Origin of the sequence: Bifidobacterium oedipodis (genome assembly GCF_012932425.1) — a bacterium.
GTDB lineage: Bacteria > Actinomycetota > Actinomycetes > Actinomycetales > Bifidobacteriaceae > Bifidobacterium > Bifidobacterium oedipodis.
Map to the genome: position 1 here is coordinate 285,825 of NZ_JAAIII010000003.1, position 23,300 is coordinate 309,124.

18 protein-coding genes and 1 tRNA gene are annotated in these 23,300 nt (G+C 59.4%); 6 read left to right on the top strand and 13 right to left on the bottom strand.

Annotated features, from left to right (window positions below; all coding sequences use genetic code 11):
* Positions 1–29 precede the first annotated feature (29 nt).
* The gene (locus G1C95_RS06290) at positions 30–1,313 is read left to right on the top strand and encodes an alpha-amylase family protein (protein WP_240947458.1); all 1,284 of its coding nucleotides are present in this window, start codon (positions 30–32) and stop codon (positions 1,311–1,313) included.
* Between the two features lie 92 nt (positions 1,314–1,405).
* On the opposite strand, the gene G1C95_RS06295 is transcribed toward G1C95_RS06290, so the two are convergent.
* The 5 genes from G1C95_RS06295 to G1C95_RS06315 form a co-directional block, all read right to left on the bottom strand.
* On the bottom strand, positions 1,406–2,329 hold the full coding sequence (locus G1C95_RS06295) for a metal ABC transporter solute-binding protein, Zn/Mn family (protein WP_169172109.1): 924 nt from the start codon (positions 2,327–2,329) through the stop codon (positions 1,406–1,408).
* Positions 2,330–2,867: 538 nt separating this feature from the next.
* Entirely contained in the window at positions 2,868–3,275 is a 408-nt protein-coding gene (locus tag G1C95_RS06300) for a Fur family transcriptional regulator (RefSeq protein ID WP_335341409.1), read from the bottom strand.
* Positions 3,272–4,447: a 5-(carboxyamino)imidazole ribonucleotide synthase gene (purK, locus tag G1C95_RS06305; protein ID WP_169172110.1), complete on the bottom strand. Its 1,176-nt coding sequence runs from the start codon at positions 4,445–4,447 to the stop codon at positions 3,272–3,274. The genes G1C95_RS06300 and purK overlap by 4 nt, the downstream gene beginning before the upstream one ends.
* Positions 4,431–4,931, bottom strand: coding sequence for a 5-(carboxyamino)imidazole ribonucleotide mutase (purE, locus tag G1C95_RS06310; RefSeq protein WP_169172111.1), 501 nt, complete (start codon positions 4,929–4,931; stop codon positions 4,431–4,433). Before purE ends, purK begins: the two co-directional genes overlap by 17 nt.
* A gap of 70 nt (positions 4,932–5,001) precedes the next feature.
* Entirely contained in the window at positions 5,002–5,994 is a 993-nt protein-coding gene (locus tag G1C95_RS06315; protein WP_169172112.1) for a zinc-binding dehydrogenase, read from the bottom strand.
* Positions 5,995–6,099: 105 nt separating this feature from the next.
* On the opposite strand from G1C95_RS06315, the gene G1C95_RS06320 reads away from it, so the two are divergent.
* The gene (locus G1C95_RS06320) at positions 6,100–8,340 is read left to right on the top strand and encodes a 1-deoxy-D-xylulose-5-phosphate synthase (protein WP_169172113.1); all 2,241 of its coding nucleotides are present in this window, start codon (positions 6,100–6,102) and stop codon (positions 8,338–8,340) included.
* A gap of 229 nt (positions 8,341–8,569) precedes the next feature.
* On the opposite strand, the gene G1C95_RS06325 is transcribed toward G1C95_RS06320, so the two are convergent.
* Genes G1C95_RS06325 through G1C95_RS06335 form a run of 3 tightly spaced genes read right to left on the bottom strand, consistent with a single transcriptional unit; the run spans position 8,570 to position 12,177 of the window.
* The gene (locus G1C95_RS06325) at positions 8,570–10,102 is read right to left on the bottom strand and encodes an ABC transporter permease (protein ID WP_169172114.1); all 1,533 of its coding nucleotides are present in this window, start codon (positions 10,100–10,102) and stop codon (positions 8,570–8,572) included.
* A 15-nt stretch (positions 10,103–10,117) separates the two neighbouring features.
* A complete protein-coding gene (locus G1C95_RS06330; protein WP_240947476.1) occupies positions 10,118–11,392 on the bottom strand; it encodes a COG1361 S-layer family protein in 1,275 nt (424 codons plus the stop codon).
* 20 nt (positions 11,393–11,412) lie between these two features.
* The gene (locus G1C95_RS06335) at positions 11,413–12,177 is read right to left on the bottom strand and encodes an ABC transporter ATP-binding protein (RefSeq protein WP_169172222.1); all 765 of its coding nucleotides are present in this window, start codon (positions 12,175–12,177) and stop codon (positions 11,413–11,415) included.
* A gap of 328 nt (positions 12,178–12,505) precedes the next feature.
* Between G1C95_RS06335 and G1C95_RS06340 the strand changes: the two genes are divergently transcribed.
* Positions 12,506–12,582: transfer RNA gene (locus G1C95_RS06340), tRNA-Arg, on the top strand.
* 100 nt (positions 12,583–12,682) lie between these two features.
* Complete coding sequence (locus G1C95_RS06345) at positions 12,683–13,723, top strand: threonine aldolase family protein (protein WP_169172115.1); 1,041 nt, start codon at positions 12,683–12,685, stop codon at positions 13,721–13,723.
* Here the strand turns inward: G1C95_RS06345 and G1C95_RS06350 are convergent.
* Positions 13,707–14,849, bottom strand: coding sequence for a glycosyltransferase (locus tag G1C95_RS06350; protein WP_169172223.1), 1,143 nt, complete (start codon positions 14,847–14,849; stop codon positions 13,707–13,709). The genes G1C95_RS06345 and G1C95_RS06350 overlap by 17 nt on opposite strands.
* A gap of 178 nt (positions 14,850–15,027) precedes the next feature.
* Here G1C95_RS06350 and purT point away from each other — a divergent pair, with 178 nt between their 5' ends.
* Together purT and gndA are read left to right on the top strand one after the other, a co-directional pair.
* Positions 15,028–16,317, top strand: coding sequence for a formate-dependent phosphoribosylglycinamide formyltransferase (gene purT, locus G1C95_RS06355; protein WP_169172116.1), 1,290 nt, complete (start codon positions 15,028–15,030; stop codon positions 16,315–16,317).
* Positions 16,318–16,429: 112 nt separating this feature from the next.
* A complete protein-coding gene (gene gndA / locus G1C95_RS06360; RefSeq protein WP_169172117.1) occupies positions 16,430–17,884 on the top strand; it encodes an NADP-dependent phosphogluconate dehydrogenase in 1,455 nt (484 codons plus the stop codon).
* A 335-nt stretch (positions 17,885–18,219) separates the two neighbouring features.
* Here the strand turns inward: gndA and pgl are convergent, their stop codons facing one another.
* The 4 genes from pgl to G1C95_RS06380 all read right to left on the bottom strand — a co-directional run bounded on the left by pgl (position 18,220) and on the right by G1C95_RS06380 (position 23,084).
* Positions 18,220–19,014, bottom strand: a complete 795-nt coding sequence (gene pgl / locus G1C95_RS06365; protein WP_169172118.1) for a 6-phosphogluconolactonase — start codon at positions 19,012–19,014, stop codon at positions 18,220–18,222.
* A gap of 22 nt (positions 19,015–19,036) precedes the next feature.
* Positions 19,037–20,089: a glucose-6-phosphate dehydrogenase assembly protein OpcA gene (locus G1C95_RS06370; RefSeq protein ID WP_169172119.1), complete on the bottom strand. Its 1,053-nt coding sequence runs from the start codon at positions 20,087–20,089 to the stop codon at positions 19,037–19,039.
* Positions 20,086–21,648 (bottom strand): glucose-6-phosphate dehydrogenase, encoded by a 1,563-nt coding sequence (gene zwf / locus G1C95_RS06375; RefSeq protein ID WP_169172120.1) that lies wholly within the window; start codon positions 21,646–21,648, stop codon positions 20,086–20,088. Before zwf ends, G1C95_RS06370 begins: the two co-directional genes overlap by 4 nt.
* 152 nt (positions 21,649–21,800) lie before the next feature.
* Positions 21,801–23,084, bottom strand: coding sequence for an MFS transporter (locus G1C95_RS06380; RefSeq protein WP_169172121.1), 1,284 nt, complete (start codon positions 23,082–23,084; stop codon positions 21,801–21,803).
* Positions 23,085–23,300: the final 216 nt, after the last annotated feature.

Here is a 23,300-nt window from a genome sequence, read left to right on the forward strand (position 1 = left end):
TCACCGGCTGGCATGTCATAATGAGCCCTATGATTACGCAGCATCAACTGCCCGACTGGGTTCGTTACGGCATTTTCTGGCAGGTGTATCCCCTGGGGTTCGTGGGGGCGGATATTCGCCCCACCGGCTCGCGCACCTTCAACGGGCGTGGTCTTGACGCGCTGATCGGATGGTTGGATTACGCCGTGGAGCTTGGATGTTCCGGACTGCTGCTTGGCCCCATCTTCGAATCCTCCACCCATGGCTACGACACGCTGGACCACATGCATATTGATGTGCGTTTGGGCGGCGACGAAGCATTCGACCGGCTATCCGAGGAATGCCGATCCCGCGGACTCAAACTGCTGCTTGATGGCGTGTTCAACCATGTAAGCCGTGAGCATCCGGCCGTATTGGCGGCTCTTGACGAGGCTGCAGGCAAGGTTACGCCGCAAAATAATCCGTGGCATGGCCTAGTGCGCGCGTATTTGGACGATTCCGGCAACCCCACGCTTGACGTATTCGAGGGGCATGGTCAACTGGTCGATTTGGATCATGATTCGCCGGCCACCGCCGATTACGTAACGCGTGTGATGAACCATTGGCTTGACCGTGGCGCATCCGGCTGGCGTCTGGATGCCGCCTATGCCACCGCGCCCAGCTTCTGGACCCGTGTGCTGCCGGCCGTGCGCGCCGAGCATCCTGATGCTTGGATATTCGGTGAGGTGATTCACGGCGATTACCCGGCCATCACTACTTCCAGCGGCATGGACTCGGTTACCCAATACGAATTGTGGAAATCGATTCGCAATAGTCTTGCCACCGACAACTTCTTCGAGCTTGACTGGAATCTCAAGCGACACAACACTTTTTTGGACACATTCGTGCCTCAAACGTTCATCGGCAACCATGACGTGACGCGTATCGCCTCAGAAATCGGCGCGGATAAGGCCAGGCTTGCGCTGATCGCGCTGATGACCGTGGGCGGCGTGCCGAGTATTTACTACGGCGATGAGCAGGGCTATACGGGCGTCAAGGAGGATCGTCTTGGCGGAGACGATGACGTGCGCCCCAAGTTCCCCGACTCCCCCGCCGAACTATCGCAGCTTGGCGAAGGCATGTTCCATGCGCATCAGGCGCTGATCGCACTGCGGCGTCAGCATCCGTGGCTCGTGGAGGCGCGCACCGAGGCCGTGGAACTGACCAATCAGCGCTACACCTATCGCAGCACGGCCGCGAATGGTTCCGAAGCCCTCACCGTGACATTGGATGTCACCGGCCGTCCGGCGGCCCGCATCACCGATGCGAACGGTATGGTGCTGTACGCCTGTTGAGAGTGTTGAGCGCCGGCAATCGTCGGACTGAGGTTCAGCATGTGCTTCGCTAACGGAACACACTCGTTAGCGAAGCACATCTCTATCAACTATCAACGCAGCGCGCCAGCGAAGTCATCGACCAAAGCACCCATCCAGTCGAGCAGATTGTCATATTCCTTCGGCATCTGCTCAGTCAGCTCAACAATCGGCACGCTGACCTTCTTGGCGGCATTCGTAATCTGATCGGTAGTAGCGCTTGCTTCCTGGGAGTTGACCACCAGCAGCTTGATGGAGCCGGAGGCGAGCGTATCAGTGTATTCCTTCAAATCAGCTGGGCTTGGCTCGGATTCGTTGGCGGAAGCCTTGGCATAGCCTGCGGGCGTGGCATCCGTCATACCCAGATCATCGGCCAAATACCAGGCCACGGACTCGGTTGCCGCATACGGCTTCCCCTTCAACGTGGCGGAAGCGTCCTTGATCTTACTTTCCAGCGCATCGGACTTGGTGTGCCAAGCCTTATTCAGCTCCTCGAACTTGGCCTTGTTATCGGGCTGAGCCTGCACATAGGCGGCAGTGATGGCGTCGGCAGTGGCGCCCCGCACCTTGGACGAGAACCATACATGCGGATTGCCGCCCTCTTCAATGCCTCCGGCTTGTGCCGCATCCACCAGCGTGGCCTTGGTGCCTTCCGCGGCTTTTGAAGCCCACGAGTCATAATCGGCACCGTTGACCACGGCCACATTGGCCTTGCCGAATTTGGCGACATCTTGGCTGGTCGGCTCGTAATCATGCGCCTCCACATTGGTGGAAGTCATGATTGCAGTGACATCAACCAGATCCCCACCGAGATCCTTGGCCACGGAACCCCACTGGTTGATGGAGGTGACGACGTTGATGGTGCCGGAATCGGCGTTTTGTGCGTCAGCGGAATTCGACGTGCTTGAATTTGACGCTCCGCAAGCTGCCACGGAGATAAGAGCGGCACCGGCGGCAATGGCCGCAAGCGAACGTTTGGCAATGGACGTGAGTGACATGGTTTTCCTCTCTAGACACCGGGGAGTTTGCTCTCGGCGTTCACCAGTCACTATATCATAATGAGAACTATTATCATTATGGCGATGATGGTGTGTCGCATATACCATTATCACAACCTGTGCAATATGGGCTTATCTGTCACCTGTGATACAACGCCATAATCACTACCCCGGAAATATTGGCGCATTTCCGGGGATGTGACAGATCGGGCCATACACAGCCCACAGAATATCGGCATAATTCCGGGGTTGTGATTATGGGCCTTTGTCACAGCCCATAGAATACCGACGTATTTTCGGGGTTGTGATGAACTAGACCATTCACGACCCTCGCAATACCGGCATATCTGCAGGGTTGTGATTATGAGCCCTTATCACAACCCCTGCAATAGCCCGGTAATACCGGCATTGTGACAATGGCAAATATCACAGCCCCGGAAATATGGGAGTATTTCCGGGGCTGTGATATTGCATGGAACCGTCGTGACGGTACCATACGGAGGACGGCCGTGATTAATACGTCGATCTCACGCCTCAATTATCGGTTGCGGCAGTCGGCGCATAGGCCGAACACCTCAAGGGTGTGGTTTTCGATGGTGAAATCGTATTTGTCGGCGATGCCTTTCAGCCAGCTTTCGGATGGGGATTCGATCTCCACCGTTTTGCCGCAGTTCTTGCACACCAGATGATGGTGATGGCCGTCATCCCCGCACAGGCGGAACAGCTGCTGACCGTCAAGGCGCACGGTATCCGCCTCCCCCGTGTCAGCCAACGCATTGAGCTGGCGATACACAGTGGCGAGACCCACCTTCACGCCACCATCCTCCAGCTTGCGGTGGAGCTCCTGCGCGGAGATGAATTCGTCGCAGGCGGCCAGGGCGGCGTGAATGGCGTCTTTCTGTTTGGTGTTGCGTTCGATACGCTCGCTGCTCACGGTTCGGCTCACGCCTCCTTGAGATCGTCCCAGCAGCCGGTGGCCTCGAGCTCGGCAACCGTGCGGGCGGTGTCGTCGGTGAGCACGGTGATGTGGCCCATCTTGCGGTCATGGCGCACTTCGGCCTTGCCGTAATCATGCACATTCCATTCGGGGTGCTCGCCAATCAGCGCACGCGTCGGCTCAACGTGCTGGCCGAGCACGTTCACCATCACGGCAGGGCTTAGCAGCTTGGGCTGGCTCAACGGCCAGCCGGCGATGCCGCGAATATGTGCGTCGAACTGGTCGAAAGAGCACGCCTCGATGGTGTAATGCCCGGAATTATGCGGGCGCGGGGCAAGCTCGTTCACGATCACCCGATCATCCGGTGTGATGAACAATTCGATGGCCAGCGTGCCGGCCAGCTCAAAGCCCTTGGCCAAGCGGATAGCCAGCTCATGCGCCTCACGGGCCACATGCTCGGACACTTCCGCAGGCGCGATGGTCATGTGCAGGATGTTGTTGCGATGCTCGTTGCGCACAATCGGGAAGGTCACATAATCCTTGCCATTGCCGCACACCAGAATCGAGGCCTCGAAGGCGAAATCCACGAACCCCTCAAGAATGGACGGCGGGAAGCCGCCACCGCGGTCGGAACGCGCGCGGATTTTCTCAAGATCGGCATCGGAACGCAGCACGGTTTGGCCATGGCCGTCGTAACCGCCGGAACGGGTTTTGAGCACCGCCGGATAATGAATGTCATCCAGCGCAGCGTCAAGCTCTTCGAAATTATTCACCGCCTTCCACGGCGCGGTGGGCGTGCCATGGTCGTTGATGAACTGCTTCTCGTTAACGCGATCCTGCGTCACGCGCAGCAGATCGGTGCCCTGCGGGGCTGCGGCAAGTCCGCGCACTTCGTCGATGGCGTCGGCGTTCACATTCTCGAATTCGTAGGTGAGCACGTCGGAGCGCACGGCAAGCTCGCGAATGGCGGTAACGTCATCATATTCTGCGGTGACCTGAAAATCCGCCACCTGCGCGGTCGGGCAGTTCGGGGTGGGGTCGAGCACGCCAACTTTGAACCCCATGTATCGGGCGGACAGGGCCATCATGCGGCCGAGCTGACCGCCACCGACGATGCCGATGGTGTCGCCCGGCATCAGCATGGTCTTACGGTCGCCGGTTTCCTCAGACAAGCTGGGCATTGGATTCGGCCACCTTTTCTTTGAGGGAGTTGCGATAGTCGTCAAGCGCCTGAGCGAGATCCGCGTCGAATGCGCCCAGCATCTGCACGGCCAGCAGGCCGGCGTTGGTGGCACCCGAATTGCCCACGGCGGTGGTGGCCACGGGAATGCCGCCGGGCATCTGCACGATGGACAGCAGCGAATCCCAGCCGGACAGAGCATGCGAGCGCACCGGAACGCCGATGACGGGCAGTGTGGTCTGGGCGGCGATCATGCCGGGCAGGTGAGCGGCACCGCCGGCACCGGCGATGATGACTTTGAGGCCGTTAGCACGGGCGTTGTGCGCGAACTCGGCCATGAGTTCAGGCGTGCGATGCGCGGAAATGACCTGCTTGTGGTAAGCGACACCGAACTGATCGAGGATGTCGCAAGCGCGCTTCATGGTCTCCCAGTCGCTGGACGATCCCATCACCACGGCGACCTGGGGCTTGGATTCATTTGCCATTATCAATTACTCCCTACTTATTGAGAATATGCGTCCACTGTACGCCTGTGCGTCGAAGAAACACCGACGATTAGAGTTCGATGACCACTTTGCCGAACAGATTGCCGTCGATAACGCGTGCGAATGCGGCCGGTGCTTGGTCAAGCCCGTGCATCACCGTATCGATTGCAGGGTGCAGATCGGCATGTTCGACGAAGCGCAGCAGGCGAGCGAAATCCTCGCGCGAGCCCATGGTGTTGCCCTGCACGCGAATATCCTGGAAGAAGATACGGGTGAGTTCCGCGCCGGGCTGGTCGCCGGTGGTTGCGCCGCAAATGGCGATGGTGCCACCGGGGCGTACCGATTTGACCGAATGACTCCATGTGGCCGCGCCCACGGATTCGATTACCGCATCCACCTTGCGCGGCAATCGTGCACCGGTTTCCAACGCCAGATCGGCGCCAAGTTCGAGTGCTTTGGCGCGTTTCGCTTCGTCACGGGAGGTAACAAATACTTCAAGTCCCGCCGCGTGGGCGAGCTGGATTGCTGCCGTGGAGACGCCACCGCCGGCGCCCTGCACAAGAATCGTGTCGCCGGGTTTGACGTTCGCGGCCGTGAACACCAACGAATAGGCGGTCAGCCAGCTGGTGCCGAGCACCGCCGCCTCCGCCATAGTAAGGTTCGCGGGCTTGGCGAATACATTGGCGGAAGGCACTGAGGTTTTTTCGGCCAAAGTGCCCGGATATTGTTCGGAAAGAATTGTGCGACGCTCCCCCGGCATCACACCATTGCCGTCGGTGCCGACGAAGGTGTAAAGCACGACTTCATCCCCGGCTTTCAATCCCTTGCGCACCGGAATGTCTTCGTCGAGGATGCCGGCCGCATCGGTGCCGAGGATCATCGGGCACTGTGCGGCGGCAAGGCCCACACCTTTGAGACTCCACACGTCATGATGGTTGACGCTGGCGGCCTTCACCGAAATCGTAGACCACGCCGCACGCGGCTGGGGTTCACTTTGCTCGCCCACCGCCAGTGCGGACAAGGGATCATCGCCATTGATCGATGCTGCATATACGGCCTTCATAACACTCCTTCATCGCGAGTTATTTCACCGCCACCATTGTCCCACAGCTTTCGGCCACACTCCGGCACAATCGATTTACGGAGATGTTGGGGGCATTATTTCGCCATGCGCCCCGATTCCATTGACGGGGGCTACTCTTTCAAGGTTGGACGAGTTGAAGGGAGCAATGCGCGAATGGTCGATGCAACACACGACAACGCCATGGAAACAACCTGCGATTTGCTAAGCCGCGTCTCATCCCCGGCGGACGTCAAATCGCTCTCCCGTGAGGAATTGCATGAGTTGTGCCGTCAGATTCGTGCCACGTTGCTCACCTATGGGCACGCGCATGGGGGGCATATTGGTTCCAACCTTGGTGTTGTGGAGTTGACCGTTGCGCTGCACCGCGTGTTCGATTCCCCGCGCGACCGCATCGTATTCGACGTTTCCCATCAAAGCTATGTGCATAAAATGCTCACCGGCAGGGCCGCCGCCTACCGTAACACCGACCGTTTCGGCGAGGTCACCGGCTTCACCAATCCTGAGGAAAGCAAGCATGACCAGTTCGTGCTTGGTCACACCGGCACGTCGATTTCGCTGGCCTGCGGCTTGGCGAAAACCCGCGATATGGAGGGGGCCAGCAACAACATCAACAATGTGATCGCCGTAATCGGCGACGGTTCGCTCAGCTCGGGCGTGGCGTTCGAGGGATTGAACAACGCCGCCGAGCAGGGTGGCAATATGATTATCGTCATTAACGACAATGAGATGTCGATTGCTGGCGATTTTGGCGGCATGTATGGCCCGCTGGCACGGCTGCGCGCTTCGGGAGGCACCGCCCAGCCGAATCTGTTCGAAGCGTTCGGACTTGAATATCGATATGTTGAACAGGGCAACGATGTGGATGCGCTGGTGACCGCGTTTGAGCAAGTTCGCAACACCGACCACCCGGTGGTGGTGCATGTGCATACGCTCAAGGGAGCAGGGTTTGATGAGGCTCAGGCTTTGGCCAATACCCACGCTCTGCCAGGGGATACTCCTGCTGATTCTGCTGATTCGATGACCAACGATCCGGCAGATGACACGCCTTGGCATTCGGACCACTGCAATCTTTCCGATCATCAGCCGCACGAGGGTCAGTGCGAGGCTTCACATTGGCAGAATCCTGATGTCTCGCTAGGCAAACCGGACGATCCGCGCAAGTATTACGGCAAGCTGGCTATGGCGGCACTTGAGTCGCGGTTTGCCGACGAGCCCGGTCTGGTTGTGGTATGCCCGGCGACTCCCGGCTCGAACGGCATCACCCACGAGTTCCGCGAGCGCGCCGGCGCGCATTATGTGGATACCGGCATCACCGAACAGCATGCCGTGGCCTATGCGGCGGGTATCGCCCGTGCCGGCGGCACGCCGGTGGTGTGCACTACGGCATCGTTCTTCCAGCGCGCCTACGACCAGTTCTTCCAAGAGATGAGCCTGAACCGTTCGCGCGTCACGGTTCTTGATTTTCTAGGCGGCCTGTCCGGTTCGGACAACACCCATTCGGGTGCCTATGACGTCACCATGTTCGCCAATATTCCCGGCGTCACCATGCTCTGCCCCACCTCGCGTGAGGATTTTCTGGCTGATTTGGCTTGGGCGACCATGCCGCAGCGCTCCGATGGAACGGTTTCGCCTGACAACAACGCCGATGACAATGCCGACGTAGATAAAATGCCCGGCGCAACGTCCAACGCCCTGCCCGCCACCAGTTTGCGACAGCCTGATGGCCCCGTGGTGATTCGCATTCCCGGAGAACCGATACTGGCTGCGGAACGTGCCGAAGCCACGTACCCGCAGTACGTCGCTGACACCGCTGACACCGGCACCGCTGACACCACTGCATCCACTATCGACCCCAACGGCATTTTCACTCCCACGGATTGGAAGATATGCCACGCCGGTGCCGAAGTGGCTATCGTGGCGCTAGGCAATGCCTATCCGCTGGCTGAACAAGTGGTCGCTTCGCTGTCCGCACAGCACGATATCGATGCGACGCTTATCGACCCGAGACAGTGCAGTTCGCTGGACGAACGCACGCTTGCCATGCTGCGCGATACCAAGCATGAGCTTGTCGTAACCCTTGAAGACGGCCAGTTGGAAGGCGGATGGGGTGAGAAGGTCACAGCCTGGTATGCGAATAACGGCTGGAGTGGCCTCGCCAATGGTGGAACTGCGGCCGGTACCGATATCAGCTGTGACAATCCGCGCGTGCTGAATTTCGGTGCAACCAAGGAGTTCACCGACCGCGTGCCACTTACCGAGCTCAACGAACGCTATGGTCTGACGCCCGAAGGTGTCATCGCCCGCATACTTGATGCACTACGCTGATCAACATCTGGACCGCACTACCGACTTTCACGATTGGCCTGTCAGTCAGCACGGTTCGGCTGTCAATTGTCACGGTTCGGCTAGCGGATCGTTACGTATATATGTAACAATCCGCTAGCCGAACCGTGCCGATGAACAGGGCAATCGTGATATCCGACAGCCGAACCGTGCTAACCGATAGCTAAAGCACGTCCGCAACGCACAAGGGGCGTTCCGACATTCCTAAACGTCATTCGCTGTTCTTGATGGCGTCGAGCGCGGGAATCTTGACGGCCCTGTTGGCCGGCCCGAAGCCGAATAGCAGACCGATCAGGGTGGAGAACAGCACGGCGAACACGAACAGCCACCATGGGATCACCGAATATCGGGTCACGTCCTCGCCACCTACCAATGCCTGCCAGGCGATGGTGCCGAAGGAACTCCCCTCGCCCGACGCCGAACCGGCTGTATCGGGATATGTCGATAGGCCGCCGGCGAACATCATGCCCGCCACGTTGATGCCGAACGATATCAGCCCGCTCAGCAAGCATCCGATCAGGCCACCAAAGAAGCCGATCGCCCCCGCTTCGGTCAAAAACATAACGCGAATATCGCGCACATAGCAGCCCAACGCCTTCATAATGCCGATTTCGCGCGTGCGCTCGGTGACAGACATCACCATGGTGTTGGCGATGCCGATGGCGGCGACCAGTAGTGAAACCGCGCCAATGCCGCCCAGAATCAATTGGATCGCACGCGACTGTTCCTCCAGCGACTTGCGCATGTCTTCATAGGAGGAGGTTTCGTAGCCCATGGCTTTCAGCGCCGATTCCACATCCGGCACGGCGGACAGGCTGGCGGCCTTGACGTACACCGTATCGTAGGTGACGGCCTTTTTCGCGCTGGCCGGATCGATTTTGGCCATAATCGCCTTCAGCGCGCTTAAATCCATAACCAAGCCGGAGTTGGTGGCCCAGCCTTTGCTATCGTCGGCGGTAATAACGCCGGTGGCGCTCAGGTCGAAGGTGAGCGTTTCACTATCGCTGCCTCCGGTGCTTCCGGAGCCGCCCATGCCACCGTATCCGCCCATCGACGAGGGGTCGCCGTTATAGTTGAGCCCGGTGATCAGCGTCATGCGCGTGGTCATTGGATTGACGAACGGATCTTCCGTCTCCGGGGTGACGCATTGGCCGCTAGCGTCCATTTCGCAGTAATACCCGCCATATTGGTCGGGATTGGTGCGCATGGCGTTGCCCTTCAGCGTATCCATGAAGCTGTATGAAAAATATTCGCCGACCAGGGTCTGTATTTCGTTGGTATTGCCGGTGCCGGTGGTTTTGCCGGGTACCACACCATCGGCGAGCTTATAGCCGACCGCGTCCAGTTGGTTCATGTCAACGCCCATGATCTGCACCCACTCGGAAATGTAGCGATTGCCCGGACCGGCTTTGACGGTGGCAGTGTATCCGTAGTTCATCACCGGTGTTGCGCCGGCGACGTTGGGAATCGCCCGCATCGACTCAACGACTTTGTCATCGATGGTGATCGGCTCGCCTCCGGCGTTTCCGGAAGTGTAACTGCCGTAGTTATAAACGGTGATGATGGACAGGTCACCCATTTGCTTGAGCATCTTTTCGTTCTGTTCGTTGATGCCCTGGCCGAGCGAAATCATCAGCACAATCGAACAGCAGCCGACGATCACGCCCAGCACCGTCAGGATGGTGCGGGATTTGCGCCGCCATAGGTTCTGCCTGCATAGTCGCAGGATATCGCCGAATCGCATAGCGATCTCCTGTCCTTAGGCGTGGCGTGCAGCAGTGGGCGCGGCAACCGGCGGAATCGACTCGGTGTCGGCGGCGGTTGCATGAGCGCCGGAGGTGCTGGCCTGCGCGGCCCCTGTTCCAACAGTTCCAGTGACGCCATCGGTCGCACCAGCACCAGCACCGCCAGCAGCGGAAGGCGCACCAGTATTCGCGTCACCGGCGGACCAATCGTCCCATTCCTCGTCGATGTCAGAGGCCTTGGCCTTCTTCTTGCGGCGACGAACCACCAGCACCACGATCAGCACGATAACGGCGAGCGCCACTACAGCCAGTAGCCACGTCCACCACGGCACTGTTTGGTTGTTGGCATTCGGATCAAGGTTCGGATCGACCATGCCGCCGTTATCAGGCGTAACCGGCATGTCCATCACGGAAAGAGCGATGGGGAATTCCTTAGTTTTGCTTTGCCCGTCGGAATCCTCGTAGGTGATTTTCAGGGTGGCGTTCAAATCGCCTGCAGCCTGTGGTGTGAAGGCGTAGCCGATGGATCCGGTGGCACCGGAGGCCACGTTGCCCACATACTGGGTTTTCTGCGTGGCGTCGAAGCCTTCGCCTTCCATGGTGGCTTCGACGTTGGAAACGTCGCCTTTGCCCTTGTTGACGTATTCGAGGGTGATGGTGGTTTCCTGCCCGGCATATGCACCACCCGTGCTCTCATCCGGCAGTACGGGGTCGCTCACTTCGAAGCGGTCGGGCTGGCTGATCGGCACGGAAATCTTGATGTCGGACTGGTTCGAGGAACGCACCCCGGCATCCACATATTCGTATCGGAAGCTTACGGTGACGGGCTGCGCGCCGCTTTGCGCGGAGGCGACCGCCTGCATCGGCACGGTTTGAGTCATGAAATAGCCGGCCCACAGCGCATCGACGTAGAACGTGTTCGAGCCTCCGGCGATGGCGAAGCTTTCACCGCCGTCCACCGTGACGACCATGTTGGAGACGGCCACCTGCCCCATGTTTTGGAAGGTGAATGCCAGGTTGAAGCTGGAACCGGCCGCCACCGAATCGCCGTCATAGGTGAAGTTGGTGATGATGATATTCGGCACCGGGCCGGCGGTCGGCACATTGGTGGCGTCGCTGCCGGAATCACCGTCTTCGGCGAGTGCCACTCCGTTGTTGCTTTGCAGTTTGCCGGCCTCGCTGTCAACCGCCAAGGCCGCGCTTGGCAGGGACAACACAGCCACGACGAGCATGACAATCGCCGCCATTGCGGACAGGATGGCTGCGGCGCGCCGGCTGAGTCGGCTCAGGTGAATCATAGGTGCGGGGCTCATAGGGTAACTCCTTTCCCGGTCGCGACAGTTGTGCCGGGTGCGTTAGGTGAAGCAGGTACAACAGGTGAAGTAGATGACACAGATGAAGCAGGCACGTTGAGGCAATCGCTGGTGATATTGCCGTCAAGCAACGTGACGATGCGATCGGCGTATGAGGCCATCTGCGGATCATGCGTCACCAGCACGATGGTTTGGTGGAATTCACGGGCGAAAGCGCAGATCATCGCCATCACGTCGGCTTTGGTTTTGGAATCGAGATTGCCGGTGGGTTCGTCGGCGAACACGACCTCGGGTTTGGTGACGAAAGCCCTGGCGATGCCGACGCGCTGCTGCTGGCCGCCGGACATCTGCCTTGGGTAGTGGTTGAGCCGGTGACCTAATCCCACACGCCGCAGCACGCCGCGCGCCGCTTTTTCTCGTTCGGCTTTCGGCACGCCTCGAAACATCAACGGCATGGCCACGTTTTCGACGGCGGTCAGATTAGGAAGCAGGTTATATGACTGGAACACGAAGCCAAGATGCTTTTGGCGGAAGGCCGCCAGTTCACGCTCGTTCAGCCTGCTGACAGGCACGCCGCCGATCCGCACTCCCCCGCGGGTCGGCTTCTCCATGCCCGCAAGCTGATTGAGCAATGTTGATTTGCCGGAGCCCGATTCGCCAAAGATACAGCAGATCTGCCCTTTGGGAATGACCAGGTTCACACGGCTCAACGCCACAACGGTTTCGTCTTCGACGGGATATTCCTTGCGCAGGTTTCTCACTTCGATAATCGGACGCGCATCCAAGCGCGCGGCAATCCCGGTCTGTGCCAAGGCTCTGTTACTTCTGGTAGCTCCGGTATCCGACGGTTCCGGAGCGCTCGATGCCGGCGCATCGGCAAGATGCGACACTTGCGCCGGCTGTGCTGTCTTCATCGACGGTTCCCTTCTCTGTGGAGTCTTCCCTTCACATCTGCTGCACTGGACTATACACCCCATATGTTGCCTGCGCATCCCCTAGTGGTGTTCCCGGATGTTCGCATACACATATGTGTATACGCATGCCATGCTGGCCGCCTCTCCACCCCAGCCATTACAATCAATCAGGTTTGGCCCCGTAGCTCAGCTGGATAGAGCATGTGACTTCTAATCTCAAGGTCGCCGGTTCGAGCCCGGCCGGGGTCACCATCCAAAGGCTTCCGACTTGCATGCAAGCGGAAGCCTTACATATTGGTCAGGATTGCGTAACTTGACGCATCCGTGACATTACCGACCTCAAGGAGGCACCATGCTGTCGTTCGAAAATGATTACTCACGCGCCGCGCACCCTGCGGTTCTCGACGAACTGGCCAATATCAGCACCAATCTGTACCCCGGCTATGGTTCGGATGACCTGTGCGAGCAGGCGAAAGCGCGAATCCGCAAGGTCTGTGCCGCTCCTAAAGCCGATGTGTGGTTCCTGGTAGGCGGCACCCAGACCAATCAGGTCGTTATCGACGCAATTACTCCCGCCTGGGCCGGCGTGGTGGCGGTCGAATCCGGCCATCCGAACGTGCATGAGGCCGGTGCCATCGAATACTCCGGGCACAAGGTGCTCACCATTCCCCACCACAACGGCAAGATGGACGCTGGCGAACTCGACGAGTTCTGCGCCACGTTCTACGCGGACGGCAACTTCGAGCACATGGTGTTCCCCGGCTGTGTTTATGTGTCGCAATCCACCGAATACGGCACGATTTATTCCAAGGCCGAACTGCAGGCCATCGCCGACGTAGCGCACAAGTATGACATGCCTCTGTTCGTGGATGGCGCACGCTTGGGCTACGGCCTGACCGCCACCGGCTGCGACATGACCATCGAGGATCTGGCCGCCATCGCCGACGTGTTCTATATCGGCGGCACCAAAGTGGGCGCATTGTTCGGCGAGGCGGTGGTGTTCACGCATCATGGCGACGCATGGTCGGGCACACCGAAGCATTTCCTCACCCAGATCAAGCAGCATGGTGCGCTGCTGGCCAAGGGCTTCCTGTTGGGCGCACAATTCGATGCGTTGATGCGAGACGACCTGTATTTCACCATCGCGCGCAACGCCAACGTCGCCGCCGACCGCATCCGTGAGGCGCTGGCGGCCAAGGGCTATACGCTGACGTTCGAGGCACCCACGAATCAGATTTTCGTGACCATGGACCAGCCCACTATCGACCGCCTATCCCAGCACGTGCGCCTCGGCTTCACCGAAAAGGCCGACGACACGCATACGGTGATGCGCATCTGCACGAGCTGGGCCACCACCGATGACGAAGTGAATCAGCTTATCGAGCTGCTGTAACGGCCTCGCGCTCCATATCGGCGAACTTGTGCACCGACGCCTCCACCGAATAGTGTGCCTTCGTGTGGGCGGCGTATTCGGCGCTCCACTGGGCGCGCTCGGCCGGGTGGTCAATCCACCAGTCGATGCGTCGCGCCAGCAGGGCCGCGTCGTGCACGGGAAACAGGGATTCATCCAGCATCGCAAACTGGCTTGCGGCGCTCAGCTCACTGGCTGCGATCACCGGCACCAGCCCGCAGGCCATCGCTTCGATCACGCTTACTGATTCGATATCGGCGATCGAACAATGCACGAACAAATCGCCCGAACGCAGCAGTTCGGGCATATCGGCATGCTTATAGAAGCCGATATCGGCCTTGCGCGCGAGCAGCCGGCCCGAACGGAACTTCAGATACCGCTTCAGCGGCCCCGTACCGGCGATCACCAGCTGGATGTCGGCTGCGTGCTTGGACAATGCCACCGCTTTGATCAGCGTGATCTGATCCTTTTCCCTGGCCAGACGCCCGGAGGCGATAATGCGGAAGGGCACCGGATTGGGCGCATTGGGATCGCGGGGCGCGCCCGGCGTGTAGTCCGGCGAATAACCGTTGGAAATAACGTGCAGCTTGGCTTTGTAGCCGTGCGCCCGCAGCAGGCTGGCGGTCATTTGAGTGGGCACATGAATATGGTCGATGCGTCGGTACAGCCACTGGCGGAACAGCCAGTACAGAAAATCAGACAATCCCGGAATATGACGCAAGGGACCTGCGGAATACAGTACATTCTCCGGTTGCAGGTGGAATCCGGCGGTGACAGGAATGCCCATATCGCGCGCGATTTTGGCGGCGCGACGGCCGAATTTGAACGGCATATAGATATGCACCACATCCACTCCGGCGAAGGCTGTGCGAAACAGCGTATCGCTGGGCTCGGCGAACTGCATCAGCTGCTTGGAAGCCACCCAGCTGACGAGCGGCACTTTGTTAATACGCGCCGGATAGTCGGGCGAGCCCACACCAACCAAGCGCACATGATGCCCCTGACGCTGCAGTTCGTCGGCAAATTGCAGCGCTGAATTCGAGGTGCCGTTGCCGCGGTTGGCCAGTGTATCGATGACCAGTGCGATGGTGAGAGGCTGTTCGACCATAGGTTGCTCGGCTGTAGATTGTTCAGCTACGGACTGTTCGGTGCTCGGCTGTTCAGTGCTTGCGCGCTGTTCGACGGCGGATTGTGTGTCAGGCATGCGTTCCATCCTACGCCGGTACCGCACGATGCGCGTTGGGCCGCGTTCGGCAGCGTTCGCCTAGGCATGGCAGAATGTGAGTATGACTCAGAACGTTGATTCCGCAACTTGCGCAGTCTCTGCTGTACATAATCGTCCGCTGGGTACACCGTTGGGCAAGAAGCCCACGCGTGTGCTGTTTTTGGGGGCCGGAGAGCTCGGCAAGGAAGTCGCCATTGAACTGATGCGCTTGGGCGCATGGGTGTGTGCGGCTGATTCGTATGCCGGCGCGCCCGCACAGCAGGTCGCCCACGAGGCCCGCGTGCTGGATATGGCGAACGCCGCCAAGCTGCGCGCGCTGTTTGATGAGGTGAAGCCCGACATTATCGTGCCCGAAGTGGAAGCCATCGCAACCAGTGAGCTGGCGGATGCAGCCGCACGCGGCGTACAGGTGGTGCCCAGCGCCGAAATCGCCGCGATCTGCATGGATCGCGAACGCTTGCGCGTACTGGCACATGAGGAATTAGGGCTGCCGACCACGCCGTATCGTTTCGCTGGTTCACTGGAGGAGCTGCGCGCCGGTGCCGACGAGGTGGGCTATCCGTGCGTGGTCAAGCCGGTGATGAGCTCGTCCGGGCATGGTCAGTCCGTGGTGCGCACCCCTGAGGCGATTGACGCCGCATGGGATGAGGCGCAGATGGGCCGCCGAGCTGCGGGCGAGGGTGACGTGTCGCGCGTGATTGTGGAGGCGTTGGCACCGTTGGAGCGTGAGTTGACGGTGCTGACGGTGAGTTCGTCCGCCGGTATCGTGACCTGCGAACCGATCGGCCAGCGTCAGGAATCCGGCGATTATCGCGAATCATGGCAGCCGGCAGGTGATGACGCCACCGAGGCCGAGCGTGCCAAGTCCATCGCACGCAAGGCTGTGGAGGGGCTGGTGGCGCACGCCAAGGCCACGGGCGAAACCGGCTGGGGCGTGTTCGGCGTGGAACTCTTCGTGCTCACGGATGGCTCGATTCTGTTCAATGAGGTTTCGCCGCGCCCGCATGATACGGGTATGGTGACGATGGCTTCGCAGCGGCTGAGCGAATTCGCACTGCATGCGCGCGCGATTCTGGGCCTGCCGATTACGCCCGATCATGTGGCACTGTCCATTCCTGCAGGTTCGGTGGCCGCCAGCCATGCGATTGTTGTGGCCGGTGACGGCGAGGCGGTGTTCGCCAATGCCGCTCAGGCATTGGCCGAGCCTGGCACCGATCTGCGTGTTTTCGCCAAGCCCGAAGTGCATGGTCATCGTCGTATGGCCGTGGCTTTGGCCGTGGGAGATAACGAGGCCGATGCTCGTGCCAAGGCCACTCGAGTGGCCGACTCGCTCGATATTCAGGTGCTGTGATAACAATCATGTCCGCTCTGCGTTCGTTGGCATGCCGCTCGGAGCGAGGGGACTATAGACTATCAGAGCATTGTTTGTTCATATCATCCGATGAATCACGGAAGGAATCAGCATGACCGCTGAAGCAAACGTTGGTGTTGTGGGTCTGGCCGCCATGGGCGGCAGCCTTGCACGTAATCTCGCGCACCATGGCAATAAGGTGGCGGTGTTCAACCGTTCATGGGGCCGCACTGAGAAGCTTATGGCCGAGCACGGCTCGGAGGGCGAGTTCTATCCGGCCAAGACGATGGAAGAGTTCGTCGCAAGCCTTTCCAAGCCGCGCACCGCAATCATCATGGTGAAGGCCGGCGAGCCCACCGACTCCATGATCAACCAGCTTGCCGACCTGATGGAGCCGGGCGACATTATCGTGGATGCGGGCAACGCGCACTTCCCCGATACGATTCGCCGTGAGAAGGCCATCAGCGCACGCGGCCTGCACTTTGTGGGCTGCGGTGTGTCCGGCGGCGAAGAGGGCGCGCTTAAGGGCCCGTCGATGATGCCCGGTGGCACCAAGGAAAGCTGGGAGACCCTGAAGCCGATTCTCGAATCCATCGTGGCCAAGGCCGAGGGTGAGCCGTGCGTGACCTATATCGGCGCGAATGGTGCCGGTCATTTCGTCAAGATGGTGCACAACGGCATCGAATACTCCGATATGCAGCTGATCGCTGAAAGCTATGATCTGATGCGTCGCGGCCTGGGCATGAGCCCGTCGGAAATCGGCGACGTGTTCGAGGCGTGGAACCACACCGAGCTGGAATCGTATCTGGTGGAGATCACCGCCGAAGTGCTGCATGAGACCGATAAGAAGACCGGCAAGCCGCTGGTGGATGTGATTGTGGATCACGCCGGCATGAAGGGCACCGGTACCTGGACTGTGCAGACCGCTCTGGATCTGGCCGTGCCGGTCACCGGCATTGCCGAGGCCGTGTTCGCCCGTGGCCTGTCTTCGCAGGGTGAGCTGCGCGAAGAGGCTTTGAAGCAGCACTTCGAGGCCGGCCGCAGCGGTCTGGAATCCATGCCGCTTGAGGAGCGTCAGGCTTTCGTCAACGATATTCGCGAGGCGCTCTACGCTTCGAAGATCGTGGCCTACGCGCAGGGCTTCAACGAGATCACCGCCGCCGCCAAGGAGTACGGCTGGGATATTGATCTGGCTGCTGTGGCACGTATCTGGCGTGGCGGCTGCATTATCCGCGCGAAGTTCCTGAACCTCATCTCCGACGCCTTCGAGTCGGGCGAGGCGAATGTGTCGCTGCTGTTCGCTCCGTACTTCAAGGATGCGCTGGAGACCGCCGACCGCTCGTGGCGTCGCGTGGTGTCTCGCGCGGTGAACTTCGGCATTCCGGTGCCGGTGTTCTCTTCCTCGCTCGCCTACTTCGACGGCCTGCGCTCCGATCGTCTGCCCGCCGCCCTGATCCAGGGCCAGCGCGACTTCTTCGGCGCCCACACCTACCAGCGCACCGATGAGCCTGGTGTGTTCCATACGTTGTGGGCCGAACCGGGTCGTGAGGAAATCAAGGAATCTTGATTTCCTCACGACAGTGACAGCCCAGTGGGCTGTCACTACGGTTCGGAGCGAAACGGCTCTGCCGTTGAGCCAGAAAACAGCCTGGCCAAAGGCCAGTCCATAATTGCAGGACTGAGCCCGGCCGCTCAATAACCGAGCAAACCAATACTCGTACGACGCGTCTCCCAGCCGACAGTGACAGCCCACCGGGCTGTCACTAAGGCCAGCCAAACCCAGACCGTCAAACAACCCCCGGCCAAAGGCCGAAAACACAACAACAAAGCCCGTGAGTTCACTCCAATCCGAACTCACGGGCTTCATTCATTCTCATCCAACAATCGCCATCACAGCCGCCATCACAACCGACTAGCCGCCCCCCGATCAATCAACCACAGCAGCTCATCCTGCCCATCAGCAAACGAGCTCGGTGCATGCGGGTTGCGGGGCTCGGATAACGCGGCAGCGGCCGCCTCCGCCTTACGCTCCTCAGAGGTAAACACCCAAGTGCGCCGCGAGGCCGCGATCATCGGCACGGTAAGCGTCAAACGCAGCGGCGGCGGTTTGGGCGAATCGCGCACGCCTGCGACCAGCACGTGCGGATCATCCATCAATACCTGCGGCAATCCGGGGAACAGGGACGCGAAGTGCGCATCCGGTCCCATGCCGAACTGTGCGATATCGAGTTGCGGCCGCTCCCCCAACGCTTCGATCAGCTCGCGCTGGTAGCGTGCGGCGGCATCAGCCAATACCGCATCGGTTTGCTCGGGGCTGGCTTCGGCGATCTGCTCAGCTGAACGGTTGTCGGCGGGCATCTCGTGGATATTGGCTTCGGGCAGGGCACCTGAGGCGACCAGATCGTTCAGCAATGCTTCGCGCGCCTGCTTGGCGTTGCGATCGGCGTTGTCGGCGGGAACGAAACGCTCATCACCCCACCACACATGCACGCGCGACCAATCCACTGCCTCAGCCAAGGGCGAGGCTTTGATTGCCGCGAATACGCGATTGCCATCGGTGCCACCGGTTACCGCAATATCGAAGCGTTCACGCCCGGCTTCGGCGAGCGTGTCGATCATGGTCAGCAGCGTGCGCGCGGCCACCGCTTCGGCCAATACCTGCGGGTTCGGATATACGATTATGCGACGTTCAGCCATGGAATATGTCCTCTTCGCTCGTTCAGTCGGCGGGGTGGATCAGTGCCCAGCCTCGGGTGATGACCTCGGCGTAGACCTCGTCGGGGTCGAGGCGGCGTAGTTCCTCGCTCAGGCATTCCTCCAGCGTGCGGGCGGGCACCGAAATGGTTTGCGGTGCCTGGCCGGGCATGCTGATGGTGGCGACGCCTTCCTCAACCGAGGGCCTCTCGAGGCTGAGGGTGCCGTCGGCGCGGGTCAGGTATACGCCGGTGACCGCATCGGTGCCGGGATCATCTTCGATGGTCACGGAAACGCCGAGTTTCAGACGCAGCCATGCGGCGAGCATGCTCAGGGAGATGAAGTCCTTGGGGCCGGTGACGCGCGCGGAGATGACGGGCAGATGCGGCGGCTGGTCGAGCATGGTGGCCACCATCGCGCGCCAGACGGTCAGGCGTGTCCACGACATGTCGATGTTGTGGCTTGACCAGTTGCGGCGCAGGTCGTTGAAGGTGCGCCACGGGTTGCTGGACCGCTTCGCATCGGTGATGCGGCGACGGGCCATTGCTCCCAACAGGTCGGTTTTCGGGTTGGCGGGCGCTTCGGTGGGCCACCACGCCACCACGGGAGCGTCAGGCACCAGCAGCGGAATCACCAGCGTATCCGGGTGGTGAACCAGTCCACCGCGCGGGCGCAGCACGATCACTTCGCCGGCACCGGCGTCAGCGCCGAAGCGGATTTCAGCGTCCAGATAGGTACCGCAGGTTCCGATGCCACCGGCGGGTACAGAGGAGGCACCGGTGGCATCCGTCGTGCTCCCCTGTGTCTCAGCAGATGTTTCAGCAGCCTTGGCGCCAGACGCATCAGCTTCCGCCGAGCGCCCGGCTTTGCCGGCCTGCGGCACAATGGCGATTACACGGCAGGGGTGCTCGCGGCTGGCACCGTTCGCCAGTGAGAGCGCATGCTCCAGCTCCTTCTCATCAGTGGAGATGAGCAGGGTGAGCACGCGGCCTTGGGCCGCCTCGCCGCGCTCTTCGTGCAGTTCGTCGATTTTCGCCGAAATCTCGCGGGTTTCGGTGTTGCGCAATGTGATGATCATGGCATCCTCCACTGCCGCCCGTCGCGGGCGAGCATCTCATCGGCTTCCGCCGGCCCCCAAGTGCCGGAACGGTAGGGCTGGGGCTGGCCAAGCGTGGCCCAGAACTGTTCGATCGGATCAAGAATCTTCCACGACAATTCAACCTCGCGCGTGGTCGGGAACAGCGGCGGATCGCCCAGCAAAACGTCGAGGATCAGTCGTTCGTAGGCTTCCGGAGAGCTTTCGGTGAACGACTGGCCGTAGCTGAAGTCCATCGACACATCACGCACCTCCATCGACGTGCCGCCCGGCACCTTGGCACCGAAGCGGATGGTCACGCCTTCGTCCGGCTGCACACGAATCACGATGGCGTTCTTGCCCAGCTCGCGCGTGGCGGTGGATTCGAACGGCAGATGCGGGGCACGCTTGAACACCACGGCGATTTCGGTCACGCGCTTGCCCAAGCGCTTGCCGCAGCGCAGATAGAACGGCACACCGGCCCAACGGCGAGTGTCGATATCCAGTCGAATGGCCGCATAGGTTTCGGTGGTGGAGTTCGGGTCGATGCCCTTCTCGTCCAAATACCCGGCGACTTCGTGGGAGCCCTGCCAGCCTGCGGCATACTGGCCGCGTGCGGTATGAGCCGCCAGATCGCGCGGCAGGCGCACTGCGGATAGCAGCTTGGTTTTCTCGGCGGTCAGATCATCGGCGCGGAAGGAGACCGGCTCCTCCATGGCGGTCAGTGCCATAAGCTGCAGCAAGTGGTTCTGGATCACGTCACGCGCCGCACCGATGCCGTCGTAGTAGCCGGCACGTCCGGCCACGCCGATGTCTTCGGCCATGGTGATCTGCACGTGGTCAACGTAATTGGCGTTCCAAATCGGCTCATACATGGCGTTGGCGAAACGCAGGGCCAACAAGTTCTGCACCGTTTCCTTACCGAGGTAATGGTCGATACGGAACACAGACGAGGGGTCGAACACCTCGGAGACCACACGGTCGAGCTCCTTGGCGGACTGCAGATCATGGCCGAAAGGCTTCTCGATGATCACACGACGCCACGCGCCCTCGGCGGACCGTGCCAGACCGCAGTCGGCAAGCTGGCGGGATACGACAGGGAACGCCCTGGGCGGCACAGACATATAGAAGGCATGATTGCCGCGCGTACCGCGCTCACGGTCGAGTTCGGAAACGGTGTCGGAAAGGCGGGCGAACGCTTGGGGATCGTCGAATGCGCCCTGCACGAAGCGGATGCCGTCGGCCAGTTGCTTCCACGTGTTCTCGCGGAACGGGGTGCGGCAGCGGGCTTCGACGTTTTCACGCACAAAGGCCTTGAACTGATCCTCGCTCCAGTCGCGGCGGGCGAAGCCGGTCAGGCCGAAGCTTGGCGGCAACAGACCGCGGTTGGCAAGATCGTAGATGGCGGGCAACAGCTTTTTGCGCGACAAATCACCGGTCACACCGAAAATCACGATGCTGCAGGGGCCGGCGATGCGCGGCAGGCGCAAATCGCGCGGATCGCGCAACGGGTTGGTCCACCCTTCGGCCGTGGAGGCCGTATTGTTTGTGGATTGAGTCATGTTTCCAGTCTAAACCGCCGCAATCATCCCACAGCCGAATCGTTCCACGATGTTGCCGTTCATTTCATCACATCCAGCCTTGCCGGTCATCATAGGCAGGTTGTTCAGGACTCATGCCCAAGCAGACAACAAGTATAATCCAGCAATATCGATTATCTTTGTACGCGCCTGCGAGAACCCGCACATACCCAAATGGCAACAGGAAGTGTCAGCAATCCCCCCATAACGAATACCGCTTGTACCGGGATGGCATCGGACAAAGGGCCAAACACAAGCATGCCGATAGGAGTGCCAAAGGTGGAGAATGCGGTAAGCAAGCCAAACGTTCTGCCGAGCATCGATTCATCAGTTTCCGTCTGCAACATGGTAAATACCGGAGAACTCGCAAAGGACGTAGCTACACCTACGAGAAAATCGATAATCAAATATGCCAGTAAATTCGGAGCAATGCCTAATCCAATCGTGAACAAGCCCATGCAACCAAAGGCGATTCCCACGGTGACCATGGTATTGCGTATCCGTGTGCTTCCCACCGAGGACAAGAACGCTCCGCCTAATACCATGCCCAGGCTCCATGCAAATTGATCGGCACCAAGCTTATCGGCCGATGTGCTCAGAGACACGAATCCTAGTTGCAAAGTCGCATGCTGCCAAACTCGGTTGATCAGCAACAATGTCAAGTTCATGGGTGCTGTATTGACAATGCACATCACCATGTATCCAATAATGATGATGCGAACGCGGGTATGTGTCCACACGTAGGCCATGCCGGCGCGTAAATCTTGCCAGACGCCTGCAATTGATTGCGTTGCATCCACAGACGTTATTCGATCGGTTTGTGCAGAAGATTGAACTGCGGGACATCTGATAGCAGCGACCAGCACAATACCCACCACAGCCGTGCAGACATCCACAAGCATGATTGACCAAATCGGCAGTACATTGACCAAAACAGCTGCAATGGCAGGAGAGGCTATCATGTTTATTGATTGAAGCGTGCCATTAATGGCATTAACCCGCAGCAACTTGTCCTCCGGAGTGATTTCCGGAATAAATGCTTGCACGGCCGGCGTTTGGATGCCAGCCCCGGCGGATCGTAATGCCAACGCGCATAAAATGAACGGCACACCGACATCTCCTAGCGCAAAGCCAATGGAAAGAAATACTGTAATTATGGCGATAACGGCATCAGGCAATATAATCAATAATTTTCGATTCCAACGATCCGCCCACACTCCGCCCAATAATGAAATCAAAGACTGCGGCAGACATTGAATGATAAGCACCAGCGTCATGGTAAGTCCTGAATTGGTGGACATTACTATATACCAAACAATTGCGTATTGCACGATGCTTGAACCCAGCAAGGAAGCCGTCTGCCCCGCTAACAACATCGGCACTTGCACATGCCGGAACCCCTCTTTTTTTATACGCATAATTCCCTTTTCTCAATTTTGCTAGCTACAAAATATACACCTAAGCAGCTTGACAAACATTCATGTTCACTATTTGAACACCATCTGCAGATATCTCAGACAACTCCTATTGTCCATATGCCGAAAGGAGGCAAACAATGGACAACAATCATGCCAACAATTATGAAATCCCACTTGAGGAAGTAAAGATTACCTATCAACCCTATAAATATAATT

Bases quoted from the DNA above. Each gene is read 5' to 3' on its own strand.
- G1C95_RS06290 (WP_240947458.1), top strand. From the start codon at position 30: ATGATTACGCAGCATCAACTGCCCGACTGGGTTCGTTACGGCATTTTC.
- G1C95_RS06295 (WP_169172109.1), bottom strand. From the start codon at position 2,329: ATGTCACTCACGTCCATTGCCAAACGTTCGCTTGCGGCCATTGCCGCC.
- purK (WP_169172110.1), bottom strand. From the start codon at position 4,447: ATGCCCAGCTTGTCTGAGGAAACCGGCGACCGTAAGACCATGCTGATG.
- purE (WP_169172111.1), bottom strand. From the start codon at position 4,931: ATGGCAAATGAATCCAAGCCCCAGGTCGCCGTGGTGATGGGATCGTCC.
- G1C95_RS06315 (WP_169172112.1), bottom strand. From the start codon at position 5,994: ATGAAGGCCGTATATGCAGCATCGATCAATGGCGATGATCCCTTGTCC.
- G1C95_RS06320 (WP_169172113.1), top strand. From the start codon at position 6,100: ATGCGCCCCGATTCCATTGACGGGGGCTACTCTTTCAAGGTTGGACGA.
- G1C95_RS06325 (WP_169172114.1), bottom strand. From the start codon at position 10,102: ATGCGATTCGGCGATATCCTGCGACTATGCAGGCAGAACCTATGGCGG.
- G1C95_RS06345 (WP_169172115.1), top strand. From the start codon at position 12,683: ATGCTGTCGTTCGAAAATGATTACTCACGCGCCGCGCACCCTGCGGTT.
- G1C95_RS06350 (WP_169172223.1), bottom strand. From the start codon at position 14,849: ATGGTCGAACAGCCTCTCACCATCGCACTGGTCATCGATACACTGGCC.
- purT (WP_169172116.1), top strand. From the start codon at position 15,028: ATGACTCAGAACGTTGATTCCGCAACTTGCGCAGTCTCTGCTGTACAT.
- gndA (WP_169172117.1), top strand. From the start codon at position 16,430: ATGACCGCTGAAGCAAACGTTGGTGTTGTGGGTCTGGCCGCCATGGGC.
- pgl (WP_169172118.1), bottom strand. From the start codon at position 19,014: ATGGCTGAACGTCGCATAATCGTATATCCGAACCCGCAGGTATTGGCC.
- G1C95_RS06370 (WP_169172119.1), bottom strand. From the start codon at position 20,089: ATGATCATCACATTGCGCAACACCGAAACCCGCGAGATTTCGGCGAAA.
- zwf (WP_169172120.1), bottom strand. From the start codon at position 21,648: ATGACTCAATCCACAAACAATACGGCCTCCACGGCCGAAGGGTGGACC.
- G1C95_RS06380 (WP_169172121.1), bottom strand. From the start codon at position 23,084: ATGCGTATAAAAAAAGAGGGGTTCCGGCATGTGCAAGTGCCGATGTTG.